This is a genomic window from Streptomyces sp. NPDC006655, from assembly GCF_040703965.1.
Lineage (GTDB): Bacteria > Actinomycetota > Actinomycetes > Streptomycetales > Streptomycetaceae > Streptomyces.
In genome coordinates this window covers 1-24,530 of the sequence record NZ_JBEYJU010000047.1, presented here as the reverse complement: position 1 = coordinate 24,530, position 24,530 = coordinate 1, and the positions used below count along the sequence as shown (strand labels likewise).

24 protein-coding genes and 1 tRNA gene are annotated in these 24,530 nt (G+C 70.8%); 15 read left to right on the top strand and 10 right to left on the bottom strand.

All coding sequences use genetic code 11. The features are described from left to right. Positions 1-5 precede the first annotated feature (5 nt). On the top strand, positions 6-1,499 hold the full coding sequence (locus AB0958_RS25705) for an aminopeptidase P family protein (RefSeq protein ID WP_366892815.1): 1,494 nt from the start codon (positions 6-8) through the stop codon (positions 1,497-1,499). A 121-nt stretch (positions 1,500-1,620) separates the two neighbouring features. Here AB0958_RS25705 and AB0958_RS25700 read toward each other — a convergent pair whose 3' ends face one another. The 4 genes from AB0958_RS25700 to AB0958_RS25685 all read right to left on the bottom strand — a co-directional run bounded on the left by AB0958_RS25700 (position 1,621) and on the right by AB0958_RS25685 (position 4,602). Next, positions 1,621-2,442, bottom strand: coding sequence for a triphosphoribosyl-dephospho-CoA synthase (locus AB0958_RS25700; protein ID WP_366892813.1), 822 nt, complete (start codon positions 2,440-2,442; stop codon positions 1,621-1,623). 10 nt (positions 2,443-2,452) lie between these two features. Next, positions 2,453-3,403 (bottom strand): intradiol ring-cleavage dioxygenase, encoded by a 951-nt coding sequence (locus AB0958_RS25695; protein ID WP_366892812.1) that lies wholly within the window; start codon positions 3,401-3,403, stop codon positions 2,453-2,455. A gap of 135 nt (positions 3,404-3,538) precedes the next feature. Then, on the bottom strand, positions 3,539-4,114 hold the full coding sequence (locus AB0958_RS25690; protein WP_366892810.1) for a GNAT family protein: 576 nt from the start codon (positions 4,112-4,114) through the stop codon (positions 3,539-3,541). Between the two features lie 38 nt (positions 4,115-4,152). Beyond that, on the bottom strand, positions 4,153-4,602 hold the full coding sequence (locus AB0958_RS25685; RefSeq protein WP_132888277.1) for an ATP-binding protein: 450 nt from the start codon (positions 4,600-4,602) through the stop codon (positions 4,153-4,155). Positions 4,603-4,924: 322 nt separating this feature from the next. Between AB0958_RS25685 and AB0958_RS25680 the strand changes: the two genes are divergently transcribed. From AB0958_RS25680 to AB0958_RS25640, 9 genes are all read left to right on the top strand, one after another. After that, a complete protein-coding gene (locus AB0958_RS25680; protein WP_366892808.1) occupies positions 4,925-5,803 on the top strand; it encodes a hypothetical protein in 879 nt (292 codons plus the stop codon). A 183-nt stretch (positions 5,804-5,986) separates the two neighbouring features. Next, the gene (locus AB0958_RS25675; RefSeq protein WP_366892807.1) at positions 5,987-6,736 is read left to right on the top strand and encodes a YcnI family protein; all 750 of its coding nucleotides are present in this window, start codon (positions 5,987-5,989) and stop codon (positions 6,734-6,736) included. A gap of 107 nt (positions 6,737-6,843) precedes the next feature. Beyond that, positions 6,844-7,497, top strand: coding sequence for an SCO family protein (locus AB0958_RS25670; protein ID WP_366892806.1), 654 nt, complete (start codon positions 6,844-6,846; stop codon positions 7,495-7,497). Positions 7,498-7,550: 53 nt separating this feature from the next. Then, on the top strand, positions 7,551-8,012 hold the full coding sequence (locus AB0958_RS25665) for a copper chaperone PCu(A)C (protein WP_366892852.1): 462 nt from the start codon (positions 7,551-7,553) through the stop codon (positions 8,010-8,012). 13 nt (positions 8,013-8,025) lie between these two features. Then, positions 8,026-10,032 (top strand): copper resistance protein CopC, encoded by a 2,007-nt coding sequence (locus AB0958_RS25660; RefSeq protein WP_366892805.1) that lies wholly within the window; start codon positions 8,026-8,028, stop codon positions 10,030-10,032. 8 nt (positions 10,033-10,040) lie between these two features. Further along, positions 10,041-11,318 (top strand): iron uptake transporter deferrochelatase/peroxidase subunit, encoded by a 1,278-nt coding sequence (gene efeB, locus AB0958_RS25655; protein WP_366892804.1) that lies wholly within the window; start codon positions 10,041-10,043, stop codon positions 11,316-11,318. 91 nt (positions 11,319-11,409) lie between these two features. Further along, positions 11,410-12,345 (top strand): prephenate dehydratase, encoded by a 936-nt coding sequence (pheA, locus tag AB0958_RS25650; protein ID WP_366892803.1) that lies wholly within the window; start codon positions 11,410-11,412, stop codon positions 12,343-12,345. A 530-nt stretch (positions 12,346-12,875) separates the two neighbouring features. After that, positions 12,876-14,153, top strand: coding sequence for a serine--tRNA ligase (gene serS, locus AB0958_RS25645; protein ID WP_366892802.1), 1,278 nt, complete (start codon positions 12,876-12,878; stop codon positions 14,151-14,153). Then, positions 14,150-14,950 carry a Cof-type HAD-IIB family hydrolase gene (locus tag AB0958_RS25640; RefSeq protein WP_366892801.1) on the top strand — a complete coding sequence of 267 codons (801 nt, stop codon included), beginning with the start codon at positions 14,150-14,152 and terminating at the stop codon, positions 14,948-14,950. The genes serS and AB0958_RS25640 overlap by 4 nt, the downstream gene beginning before the upstream one ends. A gap of 18 nt (positions 14,951-14,968) precedes the next feature. Here AB0958_RS25640 and AB0958_RS25635 read toward each other — a convergent pair. The 6 genes from AB0958_RS25635 to AB0958_RS25610 form a co-directional block, all read right to left on the bottom strand. Next, positions 14,969-15,074 (bottom strand) — tRNA-OTHER (locus AB0958_RS25635). 233 nt (positions 15,075-15,307) lie between these two features. Beyond that, positions 15,308-15,520 (bottom strand): hypothetical protein, encoded by a 213-nt coding sequence (locus AB0958_RS25630; protein WP_366892800.1) that lies wholly within the window; start codon positions 15,518-15,520, stop codon positions 15,308-15,310. Between the two features lie 84 nt (positions 15,521-15,604). Further along, positions 15,605-16,324, bottom strand: coding sequence for an ABC transporter permease (locus tag AB0958_RS25625; RefSeq protein ID WP_366892799.1), 720 nt, complete (start codon positions 16,322-16,324; stop codon positions 15,605-15,607). Positions 16,325-16,334: 10 nt separating this feature from the next. Then, a complete protein-coding gene (locus tag AB0958_RS25620) occupies positions 16,335-17,246 on the bottom strand; it encodes an ABC transporter ATP-binding protein (RefSeq protein WP_366892798.1) in 912 nt (303 codons plus the stop codon). Further along, positions 17,243-18,151 (bottom strand): ABC transporter permease, encoded by a 909-nt coding sequence (locus AB0958_RS25615; protein WP_132888288.1) that lies wholly within the window; start codon positions 18,149-18,151, stop codon positions 17,243-17,245. The genes AB0958_RS25620 and AB0958_RS25615 overlap by 4 nt, the downstream gene beginning before the upstream one ends. Then, positions 18,141-19,106 (bottom strand): ABC transporter ATP-binding protein, encoded by a 966-nt coding sequence (locus AB0958_RS25610; RefSeq protein WP_366892851.1) that lies wholly within the window; start codon positions 19,104-19,106, stop codon positions 18,141-18,143. The genes AB0958_RS25615 and AB0958_RS25610 overlap by 11 nt, the downstream gene beginning before the upstream one ends. A 216-nt stretch (positions 19,107-19,322) precedes the next feature. Here AB0958_RS25610 and AB0958_RS25605 point away from each other — a divergent pair, with 216 nt between their 5' ends. The 5 genes from AB0958_RS25605 to AB0958_RS25585 all read left to right on the top strand — a co-directional run bounded on the left by AB0958_RS25605 (position 19,323) and on the right by AB0958_RS25585 (position 24,441). Continuing rightward, positions 19,323-21,083, top strand: a complete 1,761-nt coding sequence (locus tag AB0958_RS25605) for an SDR family oxidoreductase (RefSeq protein WP_366892797.1) — start codon at positions 19,323-19,325, stop codon at positions 21,081-21,083. Positions 21,084-21,485: 402 nt separating this feature from the next. Beyond that, on the top strand, positions 21,486-22,061 hold the full coding sequence (locus AB0958_RS25600; RefSeq protein WP_366892796.1) for an RNA 2'-phosphotransferase: 576 nt from the start codon (positions 21,486-21,488) through the stop codon (positions 22,059-22,061). Between the two features lie 19 nt (positions 22,062-22,080). After that, positions 22,081-22,548 carry a hypothetical protein gene (locus AB0958_RS25595; protein ID WP_366892795.1) on the top strand — a complete coding sequence of 156 codons (468 nt, stop codon included), beginning with the start codon at positions 22,081-22,083 and terminating at the stop codon, positions 22,546-22,548. Positions 22,549-22,590: 42 nt separating this feature from the next. Further along, a complete protein-coding gene (locus tag AB0958_RS25590) occupies positions 22,591-23,493 on the top strand; it encodes an LLM class flavin-dependent oxidoreductase (protein ID WP_366892794.1) in 903 nt (300 codons plus the stop codon). Positions 23,494-23,553: 60 nt separating this feature from the next. Further along, the gene (locus AB0958_RS25585; RefSeq protein ID WP_366892793.1) at positions 23,554-24,441 is read left to right on the top strand and encodes a Cof-type HAD-IIB family hydrolase; all 888 of its coding nucleotides are present in this window, start codon (positions 23,554-23,556) and stop codon (positions 24,439-24,441) included. The last annotated feature ends 89 nt before the right edge of the window (positions 24,442-24,530 follow it).

Sequence of the window (24,530 nt, the reverse complement as noted above, 5' to 3'; positions counted from 1 at the left end):
GTACGATGGACGGCATCCGCAGCAGTGTCGAGGAGGATGACGTGGCCGACGAGCTCACCCCGGAGACCCCGGAAGAGAGCGAAGAGCCGATCAAGCAGCGCAAGAACGGCCTGTACCCGGGCGTGTCCGACGAACTCGCCGAGAGCATGAAGTCCGGCTGGGCCGACACGGAGCTGCGTGACCTGACCCCGGTGGAGCAGGCGGTGCACACCGCCCGCCGCCGCGCGGCGCTGTCCTCCCGCTTCCCGGGCGAACGCCTGGTGATCCCGGCCGGCAACCTGAAGACCCGTTCGAACGACACGGAGTACCCGTTCCGGGCGTCGGTCGAGTACGTCTACCTCACCGGCAACCAGACGGAGGACGGCGTACTCGTCCTGGAGCCGAAGGACGACGGCCATGTGGCCACCCTCTACCTGCTGCCCCGCTCCGACCGGGAGAACGGTGAGTTCTGGCTCTCCGGCCAGGGCGAGCTGTGGGTGGGCCGCCGCCACTCCCTGACCGAGTCCGAGGTGCTCTACGGCATCCCCGCGGCCGACGTACGCGAACTCGCCGACAGGCTGCGCGAGGCCACCGGCCCGGTCCGGGTCGTGCGCGGCCACGACGCCGGCGTCCAGGAGGCGCTGACCGACAAGGTCACCGCCGAGCGCGACGAGGAACTGCGCGTCTTCCTCTCCGAGGCCCGCCTGGTCAAGGACGAATGGGAGATCGGCGAGCTGCAGAAGGCCGTCGACTCGACCGTGCGCGGCTTCGAGGACGTCGTGAAGGTCCTCGACAAGGCCGAGGCCACCTCCGAGCGCTACATCGAGGGCACATTCTTCCTGCGCGCACGCGTGGAGGGCAACGACATCGGCTACGGCTCCATCTGTGCGGCCGGCCCGCACGCCTGCACCCTGCACTGGGTCCGCAACGACGGCCCGGTGCGCTCCGGCGACCTGCTCCTCCTGGACGCGGGCGTCGAGACGCACAGCCTGTACACCGCCGACGTCACGCGCACGCTTCCGGTCAACGGCACGTACAGCGAGCTCCAGAAGAAGATCTACGACGCGGTGTACGACGCGCAGGAGGCCGGGATCGCGGCGGTGCAGCCGGGCGCCAAGTACCGCGACTTCCACGATGCCGCGCAGCGGGTGCTGGCCGAGCGGCTCGTCGAGTGGGGGCTCGTGGAGGGGCCGGTGGAGCGGGTCCTGGAGCTCGGGCTGCAACGCCGGTGGACGCTGCACGGCACCGGGCACATGCTCGGCCTCGACGTCCACGACTGCGCCGCCGCGCGTACCGAGACGTACGTGGAGGGCGTCCTGGAGCCGGGGATGGTGCTGACCGTCGAGCCGGGGCTGTACTTCCAGGCCGACGACCTCACCGTGCCGGAGGAGTACCGGGGGATCGGGGTCCGGATCGAGGACGACATCCTGGTGACGGAGGACGGCAACCGGAACCTGTCCGCGGGGCTGCCCCGGCGGTCGGACGAGGTCGAGGCCTGGATGGCCTCTCTGAAGGGCTGACGAAGGAAGAAGTGGCCGGGTACCTGGGTGGGTGCCCGGCCATCGCTGCGTTCTGCGGGTGGGTGGGGGTTGGTCGCGCAGTTCCTCCCCCGGCCTTCGGCCGGGGGTACCCCCAGTGCCCCTAACGGGGCGCTCCGGACAAGGCGTCCAGGAACAGTGCGCCGGCCAGCAGACCTGCGCTTCCTCTCGGGCTCCAGCCTCGTTCGTGCAGGTCGGCGTCCATGGCCGTCAGGGCCTCCGCGCCCGCCCTGGTCGCGGTGCCGCCCGCCTCAAGGACCCCCCGCGCGCCCGCCTGTACGTGGCGCAGGCCCAGAGGGCCCGCCTCGTAGAGGAGTTCGGTGTCCTGGAGCGTGGACATCACGGTGAGGAGGGCGTCGAGGCGGGCCTCGCTCTCGGTGGCCCCCGCCCTGCGGGCCGTCGCCAGGGCCTCCACCGCACGCCGGACGTGCGGGAACCCGGCCCTGGCCTCGCCCCTGGCGCCGGGCGCGCCGTACTTCGCGGAGATCGTCGAACCCCGTGAGGGGCGCTTGGGGGCGCCCTTGTCGTTGAACGCGGCGATCGTGCGGGCCGTCGCGGCGATCTCGCGGACCTTGGCCCGGGGATCCAGGGCGGCCGCGGCGACCAGGAGGCCGAGCGCCCACAGGGCGCCCCTGTGCCCGCCGCCGGCCAGGCCGACCGAGTGCTCGGTGCAGCGGCCGATCGCGCCGAGTTCGGCCCGGAGCACCGGCGTGGGAGTGCCGGTGCGGCGGGCGGAGGCGGCCATCGCCGCGAGGCCGGGCCCGAGCGCCCTCGCCGACCAGCGCAGACTGTCGTGCTCCCGGCGCCTGCTGCGGGCGTCCAGGTCACGCGGGTCGGGCAGCCCCGGCTTGGGGGCCACCGCCAGCTGACCGGTGAGCGCGGCCACCGCGGCCAGCGCCAGCGCGTCGTCCTCGCGACGTGTCATGTTCCTTACCCTAGGAGGCGGAGGCCGAGGGGGAGGCGCCGTCGGTCGGGGCGCCGCTCGGCGGGGTGCCCGTGGGCGCGTCGCTCGGGGCACCGCTCGGAGGCGTCCCGCCACCACCGCTGCCGGCGCCGGTGTTCTCCGCGTCCGGGTCGACGGCCAGGGTCAGGGACCCCTTGTAGCCCTTCGACGGGTCCTTCTTGTGCACCGCCTTCAGGGTCAGCAGACCGCCGGCGGCGCCGCCGCCGTCGTACACCATGTCGTCGGCGAGGACGGTGTAACTGCCGGTGTGCTTCGCGTAGGGAGCGAGCGTGAAGATCTCCTCGGCGATGTCGTCGGCGAAGAACAGCTGACCGGTGTAGTTGACCGTGCCGCCCTCGTAGGTGCCGTCCTCCTTCTCGCCGCCGGTGTGCACCTTCACGTGGATGTGGCAGGTGCGCGGGGTGTACCAGCCGGGAAAGATCGTCTCGAACCTGACGACCCCGTCGGCGCCCGCGATCTGGTAGCCGCGCAGGTAGGTCTGGTCGTCGGCGGAGTCGCCCTCCTCGCTCTCCGCCGGGGCGGAGCCGCCCGGGTTGGCGGTGGTGTAACCGGAGTAGTAGCCCCAGGCGTCGCAGTGCCAGATCTCGACCGCCGCACCCTTGACCGGGGTGCAGCCGTCGGTGGCGTCCACGACGGTCAGGCGGAGGGTCAGCGGAACGCCGGCCTTGCCCTCGGTGATGTCCTTGCGCACCAAGGCGCCGTCGAGGTAGTACGGGCCTTCCGTGACGCTGCTCATCAGCGTCAGGCACTCACTGCTGGTGGAGCGCGCGGAGGCCGTGGCGTCCGCGTCGGTGCCGTCGGCCGTGTCGGCGAAGGCCGACTGGAAGCCGGCGACCGCGAGGCCGCCGGCCGCCACCGTGCCGCCGGACACCACGAGGGCGCGGCGGCGGGTGATCGACGTGCCTTTGTGGTTTCCCGTCATGGCCGACGAAGCTAGAAACGCCGGTTGTCAGGGGCATGAGCAGGAGCTGGCAGCGGCCTGTGAACGCCCGGGAAGCCGGAACCGGCGGCAAGCAGCTGGTCGCGGGCATGGTCACAGAAGTGGCCATGGCCCTGGTCACAGAGCCGGGTCGTGGTGGTGCAGGATCCGCTGGAAGAGCCGGCTGTCCCGCCATTCTCCATTGATGTGGAGATACTGCGGGGCATCACCGATCGTCTCGAATCCGCATTTCTTCAGCACGCGTTGTGACGTCGTGTTGTCGATGAGGGTGGACGCCTCGATCCGATGGAGTCCGACGACCTCCTCGGCGATCTCACAGACCCGATCAAGCGCGGCCGTGGCCAGCCCGCGACCCTGTTGGTCACCGGCTACCCAATAGCCGACGTAGGAGCTGCAGAAAGGACCGAGGGTAATTCCGGAAAGAGTGATCGCGCCGATGATCCCACCGGTGCGGACCGACTCCATGAGCAACGGCAGCATGACCCCGTCCGCGGCCTGTTTCAGCAGGCCATCGATGCGTTCGGTCTGACCGTCGACGGTGAAGAAGGACTCGGGTCTGACCGGTTCCCAGGGTTCGAGGTGACTGCGGTTGACGGCGTACGCGGAGCACAGCGCTTTCGCGTCACCGAGGGCAATGGGACGCAATATGACGTCGGGCAGGACGAGGCTTTCTTTGATCTTACTGAGAATCATGCGCGCACCCTAGCGCGCGGGTTATGCGGGAGCGAGAGTCATGCCGAAAGCAGGGAAGGATCTTTCTTCCACTTGAGGATCTTGTCGAAACTGACCACCGTGCCGCTGCGGCCCGGTTTGCTGCCGATGTGGACGTGATCGGCGAGTTCTCTGATGAGACAGAGCCCTCGGCCGTGCTCGGCGTCGGGACGGGCCGGCCTTATGTCCTGGGTGCGGGCGAACCCGGGGCCGACCCCCGGCCCCGAATCGGCCACCTCGATACGGCACTTCTCGCCGTCCAGGTAGGCGGTGACCCGGTACGCCTCCGAGGGACGGCCGGCGCCGCCGTGTTCGACGGCGTTCGCGCAGGCCTCACTGAGGGCGACGGAGAGGTCGTAGGAGATGTCCGGGTCGACGCCCGCCGTTTCCATGGTGCCGATCAGCAGCCGACGGGCGAGCGGCACGCTCGCGGCCTCACGCCGCAGATGGAGTGACCACCAGATGCTCATGCTCCAGCCTCCCGGCCGCGGCTCGACATACCGATACCTATTGCCAGCTGTGCGCGGGTGTAAGCACTCCGTTCATGTGAGAACGCCCATCCGGGGGATGCGCCGGGGGAGGTTTCGGTGTATGAGCGGCTGGTTCGGCACAAAAAGATCTTCCGCTTCCTCCCCTCCTTCCCCGTCGGCGAGCCGCCCACCGCCCGGCCTGCCGCCTTCCGCTTCTGGCGCCGGACGCCTCCTGCGGGGCCTTCCCACGTTTCCGGCCGTAACGGAATCTTCCGGACCTGCCGTCAAGGGGCACCGGGTCCAGTGCGATGATGAGCGCGCCATGACTGCCCCCCGCCCGCGCGTCGCGCGCCCCGGAAGCGGACTGCGGCTCCTGCGGGCCGCCGTGTTCGCCGCGCTCTGCGTCATGCTGGCCGCGGCGGGTCACACCATGGCCTCCTGCGCGACCGTTCCGCTGTGGACGCTCGGCGTGGGCTTCCTGAGCACCATGGCGCTCGTCGCACCGCTGACCGGGCGGGCCCGCTCGCTGCCGGGGACCGTCGCCCTGCTCGCGGTCCTGCAGAGCGTGCTGCACACGCTGTTCGGGCTCGGCCAGCACGGCGGTACGGCCATGGCCGCCGGCTCCGCGATGACCGCCGGCTCCCCGATGTCCTCCGGCTCCTCGACGCCGGCGGACGACGCGGCGCTGGTCCAGCGGGCGGCCGAGCTGCTGTGCGGGGCGGGGGCGGCACAGATCAGCCCCGCCCACGCGTACAAGATCCTCTCCGCGGCGCATCTCGGCGCCTCCGGACCGGTTCCCGGCACCTCCGGCTCGGCCATGGACATGAGCGCGATGGCCCACGCGGCGGACGCCACCGGATCCTCCGCTTCCCTGCTGCCCTCCGTGCCCATGCTGCTCGGACATCTGCTCGCGGCCGTCGTGGCCGGGTGGCTGCTGCGGCGGGGCGATCTGGCGCTGCTGCGGCTGCTCGACCTGTCGGCGCACGGGGTCACGGAGGGGGCACTCGTACGTTCCCTGCGCGGTGCGCTCGCGCTGGCGTGCGCACTGTGCGCCGGGCTTGTCGCCGCACCCGAGGCGCTCACGCGGGACGGTCGTGGCACCGGCTGGGACGAACCACCCGCCCCGGGCACCGTCACGCTCCAGCACTCCCTGCTCCGGCGGGGGCCGCCGGCGGCCGCCGCACTCGATCTCGCCGCCTGACACGACACGACCAGAGCACTCCCCCGGGGTTCGTCCGGAGGGGCCGGCCGCCGTCGTGCGGCACGCGCGCGTGCGTGCTTCCTCCGATCACCGACGGCCGCCTGTGGTGCGCCACCGACGGCGGACGGGACCGTGCGCGCACCCTCACCGACAGAACTCGATCAGAGTGGAGTGCTCCCTGCCATGAAGGCTTCTCGTATCGCCGCCGTCACCGCCGTCGCGGGTACGGCCGTACTCGCCGTTTCCTCGCCCGCGTTCGCGCACGTCAGCGTGCAGCCCGAGGGCACCGCCGCCAAGGGCGGTTACGCGGTCATCGACTTCAAGGTCCCGAACGAGCGCGACGACGCCTCGACCACCAAGGTCGAGGTCAACTTCCCCGCCGACCACCCGATCGCGTCCGTGATGCCGCAGCCGATGGCCGGCTGGAAGATCGACGTCACCAAGTCCAAGCTGGCCAAGCCGCTGGAGATGCACGGCGAGAAGATCGGCGAGGCGGTCACCAAGGTCACCTGGACCGCCTCCGACGGCAAGGGCATCCAGCCGGGCTACTTCCAGAAGTTCCCGCTCTCCGTGGGCGCCCTGCCCGAGAACACCGACGAACTGGTCTTCAAGGCGCTCCAGACGTACTCCAACAAGGAGGTCGTCCGCTGGATCGAGGCCCAGCAGAAGGGCCAGGAGGAGCCGGAGAACCCGGCCCCGGTCCTCGCGCTGTCCGCTGCCACCGGTGACCACCACGGCACCGCGGCCGCCGAGGACGCCGCCGCCGAGACCTCCGCCAAGACCGAGACCACGGCCGCCGACGACTCCGGTCCGTCCGGCGGCAGTGACACCACCGCCCGCGTCCTCGGAATCGTCGGCATCGTCGTCGGCGCCGCCGGGGTCGCCTACGGCGTCCTCGCCGGACGCCGCCGGTCCACGGGCTCCGAGGCCTGAGCGCCACGTCCGTAACGCGCACCGGGGGTCATGCGAGGCTGGCGGAGTTCCGCTGCCCCGTACGACCCCGGTGCGTACCGGATCTCTCACATCTGGGACATATCTCTATGCGCAAGAAGACGTTCGCCGCGGCCGCCCTGCTCGCCGCCGCCACCCTGACCCTCTCCGCCTGCGGCAGCGGCGACGACGCCAAGTCACCCGCCACCGTGGTCGCCGGGGACACCTCGAACAAGGCCGCGACCATCCTCGACCAGCCGTTCGAGAAGCCGGACCTGGTGCTCACCGACACCCAGGGCAAGAAGTACGACCTGCGTGCCGAGACCAAGGGCCGGCCCACGCTGGTCTACTTCGGCTACACGCACTGCCCCGACGTATGCCCGCTGACCATGAACAACCTCGCGGTCGCCAAGAAGGCACTGTCCAAGGCCGACCAGGCGAAACTGCGGGTCGTGTTCGTCACCACCGACCCGGCCCGTGACACCCCGTCCGAACTGGGCAAGTGGCTCAAGGGGATCGACCCCACCTTCGTCGGCCTGACCGGGGACTTCGCCACCATCCAGGCCGGCGCCCGCACCCTCGGCATCTCCATCGAGCCGACCCACAAGGACAAGAAGACCGGCAAGGTCGTCTCGGTGCACGGCACCCAGGTCATCGCGTTCTCGCCGAAGACCGACGGCGGTTACGTCCTGTACGGCGAGAACGCCACCGTCGACGACTACACCAAGGACCTCCCCAAGCTGATCAAGGGGGAGAACCCGTGAGGCGTCCGGCGCGGACCGCGGGCCGTCCGGTCCTGACCGGGAGGCGGCTCGCCCTGACCGGCACGGCGGCGACCGGTGCGGCCCTCGCGGGCGCGCTGGTCCTGGTGGGCTGCGGCGGCTCGGGTGCGTCGGGTTCCTCGGGGGCCGCGCTGTCCGTCGGCGCCTCCTACATGCCCCAGCCGGTCTCCGCCGACATGGCCGCCGGGTTCCTGACGATCACCAACAAGGGCGGCACGAAGGACGAGCTGACCTCCGTCACCAGCGACGCCGCGGGTGAGATCACCATGCACGAGACCGCCGGGGGCGCGATGCAGGAGGTCGGCTCCTTCGAGGTGCCCGCCCACGGTCAACTCGTGTTCAAAAGCGGTGGCAACCATCTGATGTTCGAGAAGCTGAAGCGCCGCCCGGAGCAGGGCGACACGATCACGCTGAGACTCACGTTCGCCGAATCCGGTCCGCTCACCGTCGAGATGCCGGTGAAGTCCGCCACGTACAACCCGTCGACCGGACACTGAGGGAGGACCGACCTTGACGCGGACCATCACCCCCCGCCTGCGCACCCTGGTGCTGCTGTTCCTCGCCGTCACCGGCGCGCTGCTGGCGGGCGCCGGGCCGGCCTCCGCGCACGCCGCGCTGACCGGCAGCGACCCCGCCCAGGGGGTGGTGGTCCCCGAGGCACCCGACCAGGTCTCGCTCACGTTCTCCGAGAACGTCTCGATGAACAGCAACTCGATCCGGGTCCTCGACCCCCAGGGCAAGCGGGTGGACACCGCCAAGCCGGACAACCTGTCCGCGACCACCTACGGGGTCCAGCTCAAGAGCGGCCTGGGCAAGGGCACGTACACCGTCGCCTGGCAGGTCGTCTCCGCGGACAGCCACCCCGTCGCCGGCGCCTACACCTTCTCGGTCGGAGCGCCCTCCAAGACCGTCGCCTCGGTCGGGAACCAGGACGCGGGCGGCGGAGTCGTCGGCTGGCTCTACGGCTTCGGGCGCTACCTGTCGTACGCCGGGTACATCGTGCTCGTCGGCGGCGCCGCCTTCGTGCTCGCCTGCTGGCAGCGCGGCTCCGGGGTGCGGGCCCTGCAACGGCTCGTCGTGGGCGGCTGGCTGACGCTGACCGCGGCCACCCTGTGGCTGCTGCTCCTGCGCGGCTCGTACACGACCTCCGGCAGCGTCGGCGACATCTTCGACCTGAACCTGCTCGGCCAGGTGCTGCAGACCAAGCCCGGCGCGGCCCTGGTCTCCCGGCTGCTGCTGCTGGCGGCCGCCGCGCTGTTCATCGCCGTGCTCTTCGGGGCCTACGACAAGCGCGAGGAGGGCACGGAGAAGCGCGACCTGGCCTTCGGGCTCGCCATCGGCGGGACCGTGGTGGCCGCCGGGCTCGCGGCGAGCTGGGCCATGGCCGAGCACGCCTCCACCGGACTTCAGCCGGGCATCGCGATGCCGGTCGACGTGATCCACCTGCTCGCCGTGGCCACCTGGCTGGGTGGCCTCACCGCCCTGCTGGTCGCCCTGTACCGGGCGCCCGCCGACACACCGGTCGAGTCCGCGGCCGTACGGCGTTTCTCCCAGGTCGCCTTCGCGAGCGTGCTGGCGCTGGTGGGCACCGGCATCTACCAGTCCTGGCGCCAGCTGGGCTCATGGTCGGCGTTCACCGACACCACGTACGGAGAACTGCTGCTGGTCAAGATCGGTCTCGTGGCGTTGCTCGTCGGCATCGCGTCCGTCTCGCGGCGCTGGACGGGACGGCTGGCGGACCCGGCGGCCGCGGCGGCCGGGAGGTCGAGCGGCCGGAACGCAGCGGCCGGGAAGCAGTCGGTCGCCGAGGCGGAGAAGGAGACGGTCAAGGCGTCCGCCGCCCCGAAGAAGGCCTCCGGCGCCCGTGCCTCGGGAACCTCCGAGGACGTGCCCGCCGGAAAGGCCGCCTCCGGCGCCGACGACCCCGAGCGCGCCGCCCAACTGGCCCGGCAGCAGGCCGCCAAGGACGTCGCCCGGCAGAAGCGCGTGCGCGACGCCGACCCGGACCGCTTCGGCCTGCGCCGCTCGGTCCTCGCGGAGGCCGGGGTCGCCGTCGTCCTGCTCGCGGTCACCACCGTGCTGACCCAGACCGAGCCCGGCCGTACCGAACTGGACGCCAAGGCGGCCGCCTCGTCGTCCTCGTCGTCCTCGTCCTCGTCGTCGGACTCGTCCGGTGGTGCGCTGACCCTCGACATGTCCTTCGACACCGGCGGCAAGGACGGCAAGGGCGTCGTCCGCGTCGACCTCGACCCCGCGACGGTGGGCAGCAACGAGATGCACGTCTACGTCCAGCGACCCAACGGGCGGGCCTTCGACATCCCCGAGGTGAAGGTCTCCTTCACCCTCGCCGCCAAGAAGATCGGGCCGCTTCCCGTGGCACCCGACCACGTCACCACCGGGCACTGGTCCGCCAACGGAGTGCAGATCCCCATGGCCGGCGACTGGACCGTCTCCGTGACCGTGCGGACCTCCGACATCGACCAGGTGACCGTCTCCAAGCACGCGCAGATCGGCTGAACCGCACCATGGCTGAACAGTCCCCGTCCCTTCGTACGCCGGTCACCGGCGAGACCCCGTCGACGCCCCCGGCCGGCGGCGTCAGCCGGCGCGCGCTGCTCGGCACCGCCGGGGCCACCGGGCTCGCGCTCGGTGCGGCGGGCGCGGGCGTCGGCTACGCCGCCGCACCCGCCCGGGCCACCCCGCTCAGCTCGGTGGGCTCGGGCCGGGCGATGTTTCACGGGAAACATCAGCCGGGCATCACCGAGGGCCTCCAGGCGCGTGGTCATCTGATCGCCTTCGACCTGGCGGCGGGCGCGGGCCGCACGGAGGCCGCCGCGCTGCTGCGCCGCTGGTCGGCGACGGCCGGACGGCTGATGGCGGGCGAGCCGACGACCCACGACGACACGGACGTGGCCAGGGACGCGGGTCCCTCGTCGCTGACCATCACCTTCGGCTTCGGCAACAGCTTCTTCGCCCGAACCGGGCTGGAGAAGCAGCGGCCGTCCGCCCTGGACCCGCTGCCCGACTTCTCCTCCGACCATCTCGACAAGGCGCGCAGCAACGGCGACCTGTGGGTGCAGATCGGCGCCGACGACGCGCTGGTCGCCTTCCACGCCCTGCGCGCGATCCAGAAGGACGCCGGCGGCGCGGCCAGGGTGCGCTGGCAGATGAACGGCTTCAACCGCACCCCCGGTGCCACCGCCCACCCCATGACGGCCCGCAACCTCATGGGCCAGCTGGACGGCACCCGCAATCCGAAGCCGACCGACTCCGACTTCGACCGGCGGATCTTCGTGCCCTCTTCGGGTGAGCCCGCGTGGATGGCGAACGGTTCCTACGCCGTCGTACGACGGATCCGCATGCTTCTCGACGACTGGGAGAAGCTGTCGCTCGCGGCCCAGGAGAACGTGATCGGGCGGAAGAAGTCGAACGGGGCGCCCCTGTCCGGGGGCACCGAGACCACGGCCATGGACCTGGAGAAGGCCAGGGCCGACGGCGAGTACGTGGTCCCGGTCAACGCCCACGCCCGGATCACCCGGCCCGACCAGAACGGCGGCGCGGCCATCCTGCGGCGCCCGTTCTCGTACCACGACGGCATCGACGCGGACGGGACGCCCGACGCGGGGCTGCTCTTCGTCTGCTGGCAGGCGGATCCGCTGCGCGGGTTCGTGCCGCTGCAACGGAAGCTGGACCGCGGGGACGCCCTGTCGCAGTACATCCGGCACGAGGCGAGCGGGCTGTTCGCGGTGCCGGGCGGGGCGGGTGACGGGGAGTACGTGGGGCAGCGACTGCTGGAGGGGTGACAGCGGGCCTCTCGGGTTTCAAACCACCCGGTCGAGTGGATCCGGTGAGACAGGTCGGCCGGGCGTGGCTGCGCCCATTAGGGTGAGGGACATGCCAGCGAGCTATGCGTATCTCGGTCCCGAAGGCACCTTCACCGAAGTCGCCCTGCGCACGCTTCCGGAGTCCGCCACCCGGGAGCTCGTCCCGTACGTCTCCGTGCAGTCCGCGCTGGACGCCGTCAGGAACGGCGAGGCCGAGGCCGCCTTCGTGCCGATCGAGAACTCCGTCGAGGGCGGGGTCACCACGACCCTCGACGAACTGGTCGCGGGCGAGCCGCTGATGATCTACCGCGAGGTGCTGCTGTCGATCGCCTTCGCGCTGCTGGTCCGGCCGGGCACCAAGCTCTCCGAGATCAAGACGGTGACCGCCCATCCGGTCGCCCAGCCGCAGGTCCGCAACTGGCTGCGCGCCAACCTCCCCCAAGCCCTCTGGGAGTCCGCCGCGTCGAACGCGGACGGCGCCCGGCTCGTCCAGGAGGGCCGCTACGACGCCGCGTTCGCCGGTGAGTTCGCGGCCGAGCGGTACCACCTGGAGGCCCTGGAGACCGGGATCCACGACGCGGAGAACGCGCAGACCCGGTTCGTGCTCGTCGGCCGTCCGGCTCGGCCCGCGGCCCCGACCGGCGCGGACAAGACCTCGATCGTCCTCTGGCAGAACGAGGACCATCCCGGCGGGCTGCGTGATCTGCTCGGCGAGTTCGCCACCCGGGGCATCAACCTGATGCTCCTGCAGTCCCGGCCGACCGGTGCCGGCATCGGCAACTACTGCTTCTGCATCGACGCCGAGGGCCACATCTCCGACCGGCGGGTGGCGGAGGCCCTGATGGGGCTGAAGCGGATCTGCCGCCAGGTGCGGTTCCTGGGCTCGTACCCGCGGGCGGACGTCCGTCCCGGCGAGACCACGGGGCCGACGCTGCCGGGAACCTCGGACGAGGAGTTCATGGCCGCCTCGGACTGGGTGGCACGCTGCCAGGACGGCCGCTTCTAGCCAGTCGTACTCTCGTATCTTCGTTATCCACAGAAGTTATCCACAGGCACTCTTCTCGACCTGGGGACAAGTCGACAGAGACACCTGACCCTGTCGACAAATCGGCCTACAACCCCTCGACAGGACCCCGCTCGCTCGCCTCACCCTTCGTCCACTCGTTTCCCTTGGTTCATCTTCCGGAGCGACGCCTTTCCACTCGAAAGTGTGTTTTGCCCTGGTTTGGGACGGGAATTCCTCTCTTCGCGCGACGCTTGCGGAGTGATCAATTTCGAAGTCCACACTCCTTCCACACACCCTGTGGATAACTCTCGCGGACGCGTGGATACCTGTGGACAACCCGGCCCCCAAGTCCCGCTCCCCGCAAGGATTTCGAGTCAACCGAGAGCCGGGTACGTGCCCCGTCCCAGGGAGTGAGACACTTTTTATTGACACGATCGGCAATTCGCTCATAACGGAACGTAAGCCGTGAATCGGAACACGTGGGAATAGTGAGTCGTGAGGGGCAACCCCACACCGGTAGCCTTGACTCCGTGATTGACCTTCGCCTGCTCCGTGAGGACCCCGACCGTGTGCGCGCGTCCCAGCGCGCCCGTGGAGAGGATGTCGCGCTCGTCGACTCCCTCCTGGCTGCCGACGAGCGGCGCAGGTCGTCCGGCGTCCGCTTCGACGAGCTGCGCAACGAGCAGAAGACGCTCGGCAAGCTCATCCCCAAGGCCTCCGGCGACGAGAAGGCCGAGCTGCTGCAGAAGGCGAGCCAGCTCGCCGCCGACGTCAAGACCGCCGACGCCGAGCAGCACGAGGCCGACGAGGAGACCAAGCGCCTCGCGCTGCAACTGGGCAACCTCGTGCACCCCGACGTCCCGGTCGGCGGCGAGGAGGACTTCGTCGTCCTGGAGACGCACGGCACCATCCGCGACTTCGGCGCGGAGGGCTTCGAGCCCAAGGACCACCTGGAGCTCGGCGAGGCGCTGGGCGCCATCGACGTCGAACGCGGCGCCAAGGTGTCCGGCTCGCGCTTCTACTACCTGACCGGTGTCGGCGCCCTCCTCGAGCTGGCGCTGGTCAACGCGGCCATCGCGCAGGCCACCGAGGCCGGTTTCACCCCGATGCTGACCCCGGCGCTGGTCCGTCCGCGCGCCATGGAGGGCACCGGCTTCCTCGGCCAGGCCGCGGAGAACGTGTACCACCTGGAGAAGGACGACTACTACCTGGTCGGCACCTCCGAGGTACCGCTCGCCGCGTACCACATGGACGAGATCCTCGACGCCGACCGGCTGCCGCTGCGCTACGCGGGCTTCTCGCCCTGCTTCCGCCGCGAGGCGGGCACGTACGGCAAGGACACCCGCGGCATCTTCCGCGTGCACCAGTTCGACAAGGTCGAGATGTTCTCCTACGTCGCCCCCGAGGACGCGGAGAACGAGCACAAGCGGCTCCTGGACTGGGAGAAGCAGTGGCTGACCGGCCTCGAGCTGCCCTTCCAGGTCATCGACGTGGCCTCGGGCGACCTCGGCGCGTCGGCGTCCCGCAAGTACGACTGCGAGGCGTGGATCCCGACCCAGGGCAAGTACCGCGAGCTGACGTCGGCCTCCAACTGCGACAGCTTCCAGGCCCGCCGGCTGTCCGTCCGGATGCGCGACGGCAAGAAGGTGCAGCCGCTCGCGACGCTCAACGGCACGCTGTGTGCCGTCCCGCGCACGATCGTGGCGATCCTGGAGAACCACCAGCTGGCCGACGGCTCGGTGCGCGTGCCCGAGGTGCTGCGCCCGTACCTGGGCGGCCGGGAGGTCCTGGAGCCGGTGTCCCGGTGACCTCGTTCCCCTACGGGCTCATCGCCACCGATCTCGACGGGACGCTGCTGCGCTCCGACGAGTCGATCTCCCGGCGCACCCGAGAGGCGCTCGCCGCGGCCACCGCGGCGGGCGCCGCACACATCGTCGTCACCGGCCGCGCGGTCCCCTGGACCCGGCACATCCTCGACGATCTCGGCTACGACGGCCTCGCCGTCTGCGGCCAGGGGGCGCAGGTGTACGACGCCGGGTCGCACCGCCTGCTGACGTCGGTGACGCTGGACCGTCAGCTGGCCGCGGTCGCGCTGGCGAAGATCGAGGCCGAGGTCGGCCCGCTCCACCTGGCGGCGAGCCGGGACGGACTCGACGGTGACGTGCTGGTGGGCCCGGGGTACGCCGTGACGGGTCACCTTCCGTCGACCCCCTTCACGGACGCCGCGGATCTGTGGTCGGCACCGCTGAACAAGATCTACATACAGCACCCCGACCTCTCCGACGACGAACTGGCCGAGGCCGCGCGCCAGGCGGCCGGCGGCTTCGTGAGCGTGGCCATGGCGGGCGCGGGGATCGTGGAACTGCTCCCGCTGGGTCTGTCGAAGGCGACGGGTCTGTCGCTGGCCGCGCGCCGGCTCGGTCTGAAGGCGGCGGACACGATCGCCTTCGGCGACATGCCGAACGACATCCCGATGTTCGCCTGGGCCGCTCACGGGGTTGCCATGGCCAACGCCCATCAGGAGCTGAAGGCGGTGGCCGACGAGGTGACGTCCTCCCACGAGGAGGACGGCATCGCGGCGGTCGTGGAGCGTCTGCTCGGCTGAAGCGGGCCTGCGGGTCCGCGGAGAATGCACGGATCGAACGTGCGCGGGCTTCTCAGGCCCGACCACGACTCGCGTCCGATGGAGCACAGCACGAGCCGGTGCCTTTCCACTCGGCCAATTCTCCGGGTGGGCGGCCCACGCGAGAGCGACCATCGCGTGCTCGAAGCGGCCGCCCCGGGCAGCTACACGGCGATCCGCCGAAGGCTGCCCTGACGGGAGCGGGACGTACTGTCGTGCACGGACATCGTCCGGCTCCTCTCCCTGATGGTGGGCTGACACAGCTACTGTGCCGATGGGCCGAGTCGGACGCCAGTGATTATTCGTAGGGCGCCCACGGCGCGTGGTCGCCCCACTGCCTCACCGGCGCCACCACCTGCGCCGCCCCTTGCTGAAGAACCACCCCGCCGGTGGCTCGTCCGACCGCCAGGGCTGGGGCTCCGGCTTCTCCGCACGCCACCGCGCCGCAAGCATCCGTGCCCGCGCGGACGGCTCCGAGGTCTCGGCCGACCGTATGAAGTCCTCGTCCAGGACGATGCCGTCCCAGTCGGCGCCTTCGAAGCCCTCAGCCATCCCCGTCCCTCTCCACAGAACGTCCCCCTTTGCCCAGTCTGCCCGGCGGCAGGTGAAGCCCCCGTCAGTAAGGGGGCGGCCCGTCTACTCCTCGCCCGCCAGCGTCAGGGAGCGCAGCTTCTGGCCCGCGAACCAGGTCGCCAGGACGGTGACCAGCACCAGCAGCACGGTGGCCGTGGTCAGGGACACGTCGGACGTGACCAGGTCACCACCGGTCACCTTGTGGGCGACCGCCAGGGACCACTGCTGGACGCTCAGGGTGCGCGCGCCCGGGACGAGGGAGCCGAACAGCGCCTCCCAGACCAGGGCGTAGACGAGCCCGAAGACCACCGCGTGCCGGGAGACCGTGCCCAGCAGCAGGAAGAGCGCCGCGTAGGCGATCGACGCGACCAGCGCGGCCACCGTGTAGGCGACGGCGATCTGCTGGCCGTTGCCGTTGAGGACGAAGCCCGCGATCAGGGTCGGCAGGGCCGAGAACACCATGGTCACGGCGATCGCGACGATCAGCTTGGTGAAGATGATCGTCGGCCGTTTGATCGGCTTGGACAGGAGGTACACCACCGAGCCGTCGTCGATCTCGGGGCCGATCGCGCCCGTGCCCGCGATGACGCCGATGAGCGGCACCATGGTCGCGAGGGCGAGGCCGCCGAGCAGGTCGGCGGCCGTCTGGTCGTCGGCGCCCGCGAGGCCGCGGACGACCACGGAGATCACGATCAGCAGCAGGGGCAGGGCGCCCAGGATGAGGGCCCGGCGACGGCCGAGCAGGGCCCGGTAGGTGAGCCGGGCGACTGTGGGGTCGTACATCTTCGGCCTCCTACGCCGCGACCAGATACGAGAACACGGATTCGAGGGACTCGTCGGACGGCGAGACCGTGAGCAGCCGGATGCCGTGGTCGCGGGCGACCCTCGGCAGCAGCGCGGTGAAACGGCCGAAGTCGACGGCCTGGATGCGCAGCGCACCCTCGGTGACGTCCACTTCGATGCCCGAGGTGGAGGGGTCCGCGATGAGCGCCGCCGCGAGCGCCCGGTCGTCGCTGGAGCGGACCAGGTAGCGGTGCGGGCGGTCGGTCATCAGACGGCGGATCTTGCGGAAGTCGCCGCTGGCCGCGTGCCGGCCGGCCACCACGACCTCGATGTGCCAGGCGAGTTGCTCGACCTCTTCGAGGATGTGGGAGGAGAACAGGACCGTCCGGCCCTCGTCGCCCATCCTGCGCAGCAGGTCCATCAGCTGCATGCGCTGGCGCGGGTCCATGCCGTTGAAGGGCTCGTCGAGGAGGAGCAGGGACGGGTCGTGGACCAGGGCGGACGCCATCTTCACGCGCTGGCGCATGCCCTTGGAGTACGTCTGGATCTTGCGGTCCTGCGCGTACTCCATCTCGACCGTCGCGAGCGCACGCTGGGCCGCCTTGGCACCGAGTCCGTGCAACTCTGCGTTGGCGACCACGAATTCCCGGCCGGTGAGGAAGTCGTACATCGCCTCGCGTTCGGGGACGATGCCGATGTGCTTGTAGATCGCCTCGTTGCGCCAGACCTGCTGCCCGTCGAGGGTGACCGTGCCGGTGGAGGGGGCGAGGAAGCCGCCCATCATGTTGATGAGGGTGGACTTTCCGGCGCCGTTCGGGCCGAGCAGGCCGGTGACCCCGGGGCCGATGGTCATGGTGATGTCGTTGACGGCGACCACGTTGCCGAACCAGCGGGAGACGTGGTCGATGGAGAGTGTGGTCACAGTCCCACCTTCTTGTAGCGGCGCAGCAGCAGGCCGTAGGTCGCGGCGACGAGACCGAGGATGACGAGCAGGTACACCACGCCCTGGGCGTGGGTGGGGCCGTCGCCGCCCGGGAAGGTGTTGGTGCCGCCGAGGAAGGCGGTGCTCAGGCCGCCGATCAGGGTGACCGGTGAGAACAGGCCGATCCACGGGACGGCGCCCGCGCTGCCCTGGGAGTCGGCGATGGCCTGGAGGGTGGTGACCGCGCCGTAGGAGATGGTCAGTACGGCGATCACGGCGGCGATGCCGAAGCCGCGGCGCGGGGTGACCGACGCGATGACCAGGCCGATGCCGGCGAACAGCAGGGACAGCAGGGCCACCGAGAGCAGCCCCTGGCCGAACTCCTTGGTCTGGTGGGCGAAGCCCATCTTGGCGAGCAGGGCGCCCACGTACAGCACGACCAGCGGGGCGCCGGTGAGGATGAACATGGCGGAGGCGAGGGCCGCGAACTTGGCCTGGACGTAGTCGGCGGTCTCGATGGGCCGCGAGAAGTACAGCGGGACGGTCTTGAAGCGCAGGTCACGGGAGACGGCCTGGGGTGCCTGCGAGGCGACGTACAGGCTGATCACGGCCTGCATGATGATCGCGTACCGCGAGTAGGTCACCGGCAGGTCGTGCGCCTTGGTGGCGACGGCGACGGCGACCATGATGGCGGCCGGCACGCACATCACCGCGAACAGCAGCATGGGCAGGACCTTGGACTTCACCGAGCGGCCGAGGCCGTAGGAGCCGCGCAGGGTCTGCGAGTAGAGGGAGACGCGGGCGTAGGCGCGGCCCAGCCGCGGGCCGTCGTAGCCGCGGTAGCCGATGTCGTGGATACGGGACTGGTCACCCGCGGGGGTGGCCAGGGGCTGCTCAACCGCCATGGACGGTCGCCTCCTTCCGCTGCTCGTCGCTGCTGGTGAACACTTCGGAGATGTGGTGTCTGCGCTGCTCCATGCGCACCAGCCCGAGGCCCAGGTCGGCGACGACGTCCCGGACCAGGTCGTAGGTCTCCTCGCCCTGGGCGGTGAGCAGCAGGATGTGGCCGGCGCCGGGGAGGCCGGCGCCCTCGTTGTCCGTCTCGATCCCGCGCGCGGTGAGCGCGTCGCGCACCGCGCGGGTGCCGTCGGGGTGCTCGTCGTTGTCGGTGACCTCGATCGCGAGGGTGGTGGTGGTCTGCGTGAAGTCCGTGGTGGAGCTGGAACGCAGCAGCTTGCCGCCGTCCACGACGACCACGTGGTCGCAGGTGCGCTCCAGCTCGCCGAGCAGGTGCGAGGTGACCAGGACCGAGATGCCGAAGTCCGTGTGGATCCGGCGGATCAGGCCGAGCATCTCGTCGCGGCCGACCGGGTCGAGGCCGTTGGTCGGCTCGTCCAGGAAGACCAGCTGCGGGTCGTGCACCAGGGCCTGGGCGAGTTTCACGCGCTGCTTCATGCCGGTCGAGTAGCCGCCGATGGGGCGGTACCGCTCCTCGTAGAGGCCGACGTGGCGCAGGGTGTCCGCGGTGCGCTCGCGGGCGGCGGTGGGCGGCAGGCCGGACATCCGGGCCATGTGCACGACGAACTCGGTGGCCGAGACGTCGGGCGGCAGGCAGTCGTGCTCCGGCATGTAGCCCACCCGCTCGCGGATGGCCGCGCCCTTGGTCGCGACGTCCAGGCCGAGCACCTCGGCGCGGCCCTCCGTCGCGGGGGACAGACCCAGCAGGATCTTGATCAGGGTGGACTTGCCGGCGCCGTTGGCTCCGACGAGTCCGGTCACACCGGGTCCGATGTCCACGGACAGCCGGTCGAGCGCGGTCACCCGGGGGAACCGCTTGCTCAGGCTTTCGGTCGCGATCACAGTCACGACATCGAAGGTAGTGACCTGGACCACGTCCGGTCGTCAGACCCGAGAGCCGTCTTCACATCACCCTCGAGTATTACGGAGCCCTAGGGGATCCCCTTCCTGAGAGCTACCCAGAGTTATCCCGAGCCCCGGCCGCCCTGTTGACGATCCCTCTAACAACTGCCACATTCACGGGTGTCACGCACACACGCGGCGCTGGGCGGAGGACAAGTGACGGGCATCGAAGACGCGCGCGAACGGCGGGTGCGTACGGGCGGCGTCGACCTGTGCGTGCTGGAGCTGGGTGATCCGTCGGCCCCGACGGTCGTCCTCGTCCACGGCTACCCGGACAGCAAGGAGGTGTGGTCCGAGGTCGCGACCCGACTGGCCGACCGCTTCCACGTCGTCCTGTACGACGTCCGCGGCCACGGCCGCTCCACCGCCCCGAAACCCCTGCGCGGCGGTTTCACCCTCGCCAAGCTCACGGACGATTTCCTGGCGGTCGCCGACGCGGTCAGCCCGGACCGCCCGGTCCACCTGGTCGGCCACGACTGGGGCTCGGTGCAGTCCTGGGAGTTCGTCACGGTGGCGCGCACCGAGGGCCGCATCGCCTCCTTCACCTCGATGTCCGGTCCGTCCCTGGACCACTTCGGGCACTGGATCGACGCGCGCGTGAAGCGTCCGACGCCCCGCCGGGTGGGCCAGCTTCTCGGCCAGGGCGCCAGGTCCTGGTACGTCTACCTGCTGCACACCCCGGTCGTCCCCGAACTGGCCTGGCGAGGCCCCCTCGGCAGGAGCTGGCCGAAGCTGCTCCAGCGGGCCGAACGGCTGCCCGCGGGCGACTACCCGACCGCGTCCCTCCGCTCCGACGCGGCCCACGGGGCCTGGCTGTACCGCGACAACGTCCGGCCCCGGCTGCGCCACCCGCGCGAGGACGCGTACGCGCACGCGCCCGTGCAGCTGATCACGCCCCTGGGCGACGCGTTCCTGTCCGAGCGGCTCTACGACGACCTGGACCGCTGGGTGCCCCGGCTGACCAGGCGCACGCTGCCGGACAGGCACTGGATCCCGCGCACCCGGCCGGACCAGGTGTCCGCCTGGATCGAGGAGTTCGTGCTGTCGGTCGAGGAGGACCCGGAGCGGGAGCCGAAGCGCTCGGATCCGCATGCCCAGCGCTTCGGGGGGCAGCTGGTGCTGGTCACCGGGGCGGGCAGCGGCATCGGGCGGGCGACGGCGCTGGCTTTCGCCGAGGCGGGCGCGCGGGTGGTGGCCGTGGACCGGGACGGGGAGGCGGCCACCCGCACCGCCGAGCTGTCCCGGCTGGCCGGCGCGGCGGACGCCTGGGCCGAGACCGCCGACGTCTCCGACGAGCAGACGATGGAGAAGCTCGCGGAGAGGGTCCACCGCGCGTACGGCGTACTGGACGTGCTGGTCAACAACGCGGGCGTCGGGCTGTCGGGCTCCTTCCTCACGACGACACCGGAGGACTGGCGGCGGGTCCTGGACGTGAACCTGTGGGGCGTGATCCACGGATGCCGGCTCTTCGGGGCCCGGATGGCGGAACGCGGGCAGGGCGGTCACATCGTGAACGTCGCGTCCGCGGCCGCGTATCAGCCCTCCCGCGCCCTGCCGGCCTACAGCACGTCCAAGGCGGCGGTCCTCATGCTCTCGGAGTGCCTGCGCGCGGAACTCGCCGACCGGCGCATCGGCGTGAGCGCGATCTGCCCCGGCTTCGTCAACACGAACATCACGTCGACGGCCCGCTTCACGGGGGTCGACGAGGCGGAGCAACGGCGTCGGCAGCAGCGGTCCGCGCGGCTGTACGGGATGCGGAACTACCCACCGGAGAAGGTGGCTTCGGCGATCCTGGACGCGGTGGCACGCGATCGGGCGGTGGTGCCGGTGACCCCGGAGGCACGGGGGATGCGGGCACTGTCGCGGTGGGCACCCCGGTTGTCGCGCCGGCTGGCGAGGGTGGAGCCGAAGCTGTGAGCGGCGCGGACCGCACCGCGGCGCTTGCGCCCGCTCGCCGGCAGACGGTGGATGCGTAACTCACCCTTGAACACACGCCTGTTCGCCACCCGCTAGGTGCGCAGACAACAGGCGGGCGGAGAAGCAGCCGCCGACACGGTTCAGGCCGTACGAAGGCCAGTTGGCCCGCACGGCACGTCGGCCTTCATCGCGTTCACCGACGAACGCGTTCTCGAAGCAGGCCACTTGGCCGCCATGGCCACATGTCACGGGTTCGTGAACGATCTTGACGAAACCCCCCGAATCGCCCAGCGGTTGTCCACAGTCGCGCCAACTCTCCTGTGGATAACCGCACTTGTTTGTGGATCAAACCTCGCGCCGAAAATATCTGCGTGATCCGCGTCTCGCCGTCACCCTGGTGATGTGAACGACAAGAAGACCATCAGACAGAACGAAGAACAGCGCACCGTGAAGGTGTCGAAATACCTCTCCAAGCACCTGCGCCACCAGCCCGACCGCATCGGGCTGACGCTGGACGAGGCCGGCTGGGTGGAGATCGACGCCCTGCTCGCGGCGACCGCGGCACACGGGTTCCCCGTCAGCCGCGATGAACTGGACCGCGTGGTCGCCGACAACGACAAGCAGCGCTTCGCGATCGACGGCACCCGGATCCGCGCCAGCCAGGGCCACAGCGTCGACGTCGACCTCGGCCTGCCCCCGGCGACCCCGCCGCCGTACCTGTACCACGGCACCGTCGGCCGCCACCTGGACGCGATCAGGGCCGTCGGCCTCAAGCCCATGAACAGGCATGACGTACACCTGTCGGCCGACCGGGAGACCGCGACACGGGTGGGGGCCCGGCGCGGGCGCCCCGTCGTGCTGTCGGTCGACGCGGGCGCGATGCACCGGGACGGTCACGTCTTCCACCTCAGCGCGAACGGAGTGTGGCTGACGAAGGCCGTGCCGCCCGCCTACCTGCGCTTCCCCGAAGCGCACTGAGCCCGGCATCATGAGTGGTATGGACCATTCGGGGTACCACCGGGAACACCTGCCGACGACCGAGGCGGCCGTCGACGCTCTCCAGGGGATCGCCGCGCAGTACGGGCGGGAGATCGAGGTCACGCACGACATCGGCGCCGACCGGACCTCGCGACGCACCGCGGCGGCCTTCGGTGTCGTCACGGACCCGGACGGTTCTCTGCCGCACGAGGCGTACGCCGAGTTCGGCGGGGTGCCCCGGGTGAGCGTGCGGCTCCATCCGGAGGACGACGCCCTGATCACGGTCGAGGGGGTCGAGTTCCACGACGTCCCGCGCGACGACGTGCCCGGCTTCCTGCACTCCGTCTTCGGCGGCCTGACCCACGTCCGCGCCCGCCGCTTCCCGCCCTCGGCCGCGCTGGTGGTGCCGCTGCCCGGCGACCGCACCTACCGGGAGTACCTCGCCGCGAGCCTGCTCACGCCCTGGCTGAGCAGCCGCGTACGGTGACCGTTTCGTCCCCTGCCCGTGCGTCCCCTTAGTCTCGGACCCATGAGTCTGCGTCTGAGCACCGTGATCCTGCCGTACCGCCGCTGGAGCGAGGGCGGCTCCTCCGCCTGGACGCGCGCCGAGGAACTGGGCTTCCACACCGCGTACACCTACGACCACCTGTCCTGGCGCAGCTTCCGGGACGGCCCGTGGTTCGGTGCCCTGCCGACGCTGACGGCCGCCGCGGCCCGCACCGAGCGGATGCGTCTCGGCACACTGGTCACCTCCCCGAACTTCCGGCATCCGGTGACGCTCGCCAAGGAGCTCATCTCCCTCGACGACATCTCCGGCGGCCGGGTGACGCTCGGCATCGGCGCGGGCGGCACGGGTTTCGACGCCACCGCACTGGGCCAGGAGCCGTGGACGCCACGCGAGCGGGCCGACCGGTTCGCCGAGTTCGTGGCCCTGCTCGACCGGCTGCTCACCGAGGACACGGTGACGTACGAGGGCGCGTTCTACTCGGCGGGTGAGGCGCGCAACATCCCGGGCTGCGTCCAGCGGCCCCGGCTGCCCTTCGCGGTGGCCGCCACCGGCCCACGCGGGCTGAAGCTCGCCGCACGGCACGGCCAGGCATGGGTGACCACCGGCGACCCCAAGCTGTTCGAGACGGGCACGCCCGAGCAGTCCTACGAGGCGCTGCGCGGACAGCTGGGCAGGCTCGCCGACGCCTGCGCGGCGGCCGGCCGGGACGTGTCGGAGCTGGACCGGGTGCTGCTCACCGGCTTCACCCCGGACCGTGACCGTCCACTGCGCTCGCTGGACGCCTTCGTGGACTTCGCCGGCCGGTATCAGGAGCTGGGCTTCACCGAGCTGGTGATCCACTGGCCCGTCCCGGACTCGGTGTTCGCCGCCGAGGAGAAGGTCTTCGAACGGATCGCCATGGAGGCCCCGGCCCAGCTCGGCTGAACCCGTTCCGGAGTCGTCTGTGTCTCATCTGTGCGCACCGACGCACTCCCGTGCGGGCATATGCGCGAGAATGGCCCGGTGACCTCAGCGACCCGACAGCCCGAGACCTCTGCCTTCGCGACCCCGCCCCGGCTGATCGCCACCGATCTCGACGGCACCCTGCTGCGCGACGACAAGTCGGTCTCCACGAGGACGGTCGCCGCGCTGGCCGCCGCCGAGGAGGCGGGTATCGAGGTGTTCTTCGTCACCGGCCGTCCGGCCCGCTGGATGGACGTCGTCAGCGACCACGTCCACGGCCACGGCCTGGCGATCTGCGGCAACGGCGCCGCCGTCGTCGACCTGCACGGCGGCCCCGGAGCCCACCGCTTCGTGAAGGTACGCGAACTGGCCAGGGAGAACGCGCTGGACGCCGTACGGCTGCTGCGCGAGGCCGCGCCCGGCACGGTGTACGCGATCGAGCAGACGTACGGCTTCCACCAGGAGCCGGCCTATCCCAAGCTGCACATGGAGATACCCGACCATCTGCTGGCCGCCGAGGACATCCTGGCCGTCGACGGCCCGAGCGCAGGCGAGCCCGTGCTCAAGATCCTCGCCTACCACTCGGACCTGGACCCCGACGCCTTCCTCACCATCGCCCGGCTCGCCGTCGGCGAGCGTGCCACCGTCACCCGGTCCAGCCCCAGCGCCCTGCTGGAGATCAGCGGTCCGGGCGTCTCCAAGGCGAGCACGCTCGCGCTGGAGTGTGCCGAGCGCGGCATCTCGCACGAGGAGGTCATCGCCTTCGGCGACATGCCCAACGACGTCGAGATGCTGACCTGGGCCGGACAGTCGTACGCGATGGGCAACGCCCACCCCGACGTCGTCGCCGCCGCCTCCGGCCGCACGGTCGCCAACAACGAGGACGGTGTGGCGGTCGTGATCGAGCAGCTGCTGGCGGCTCGCGGCTAGGGCCCTTCTGATGGATCTCCGTGGGAGAAGGAGCGGCGTTCGGTGCGTGCGATCGGCGTGCGGGGTGGCGGGTCATGTGGCGGAGCCAC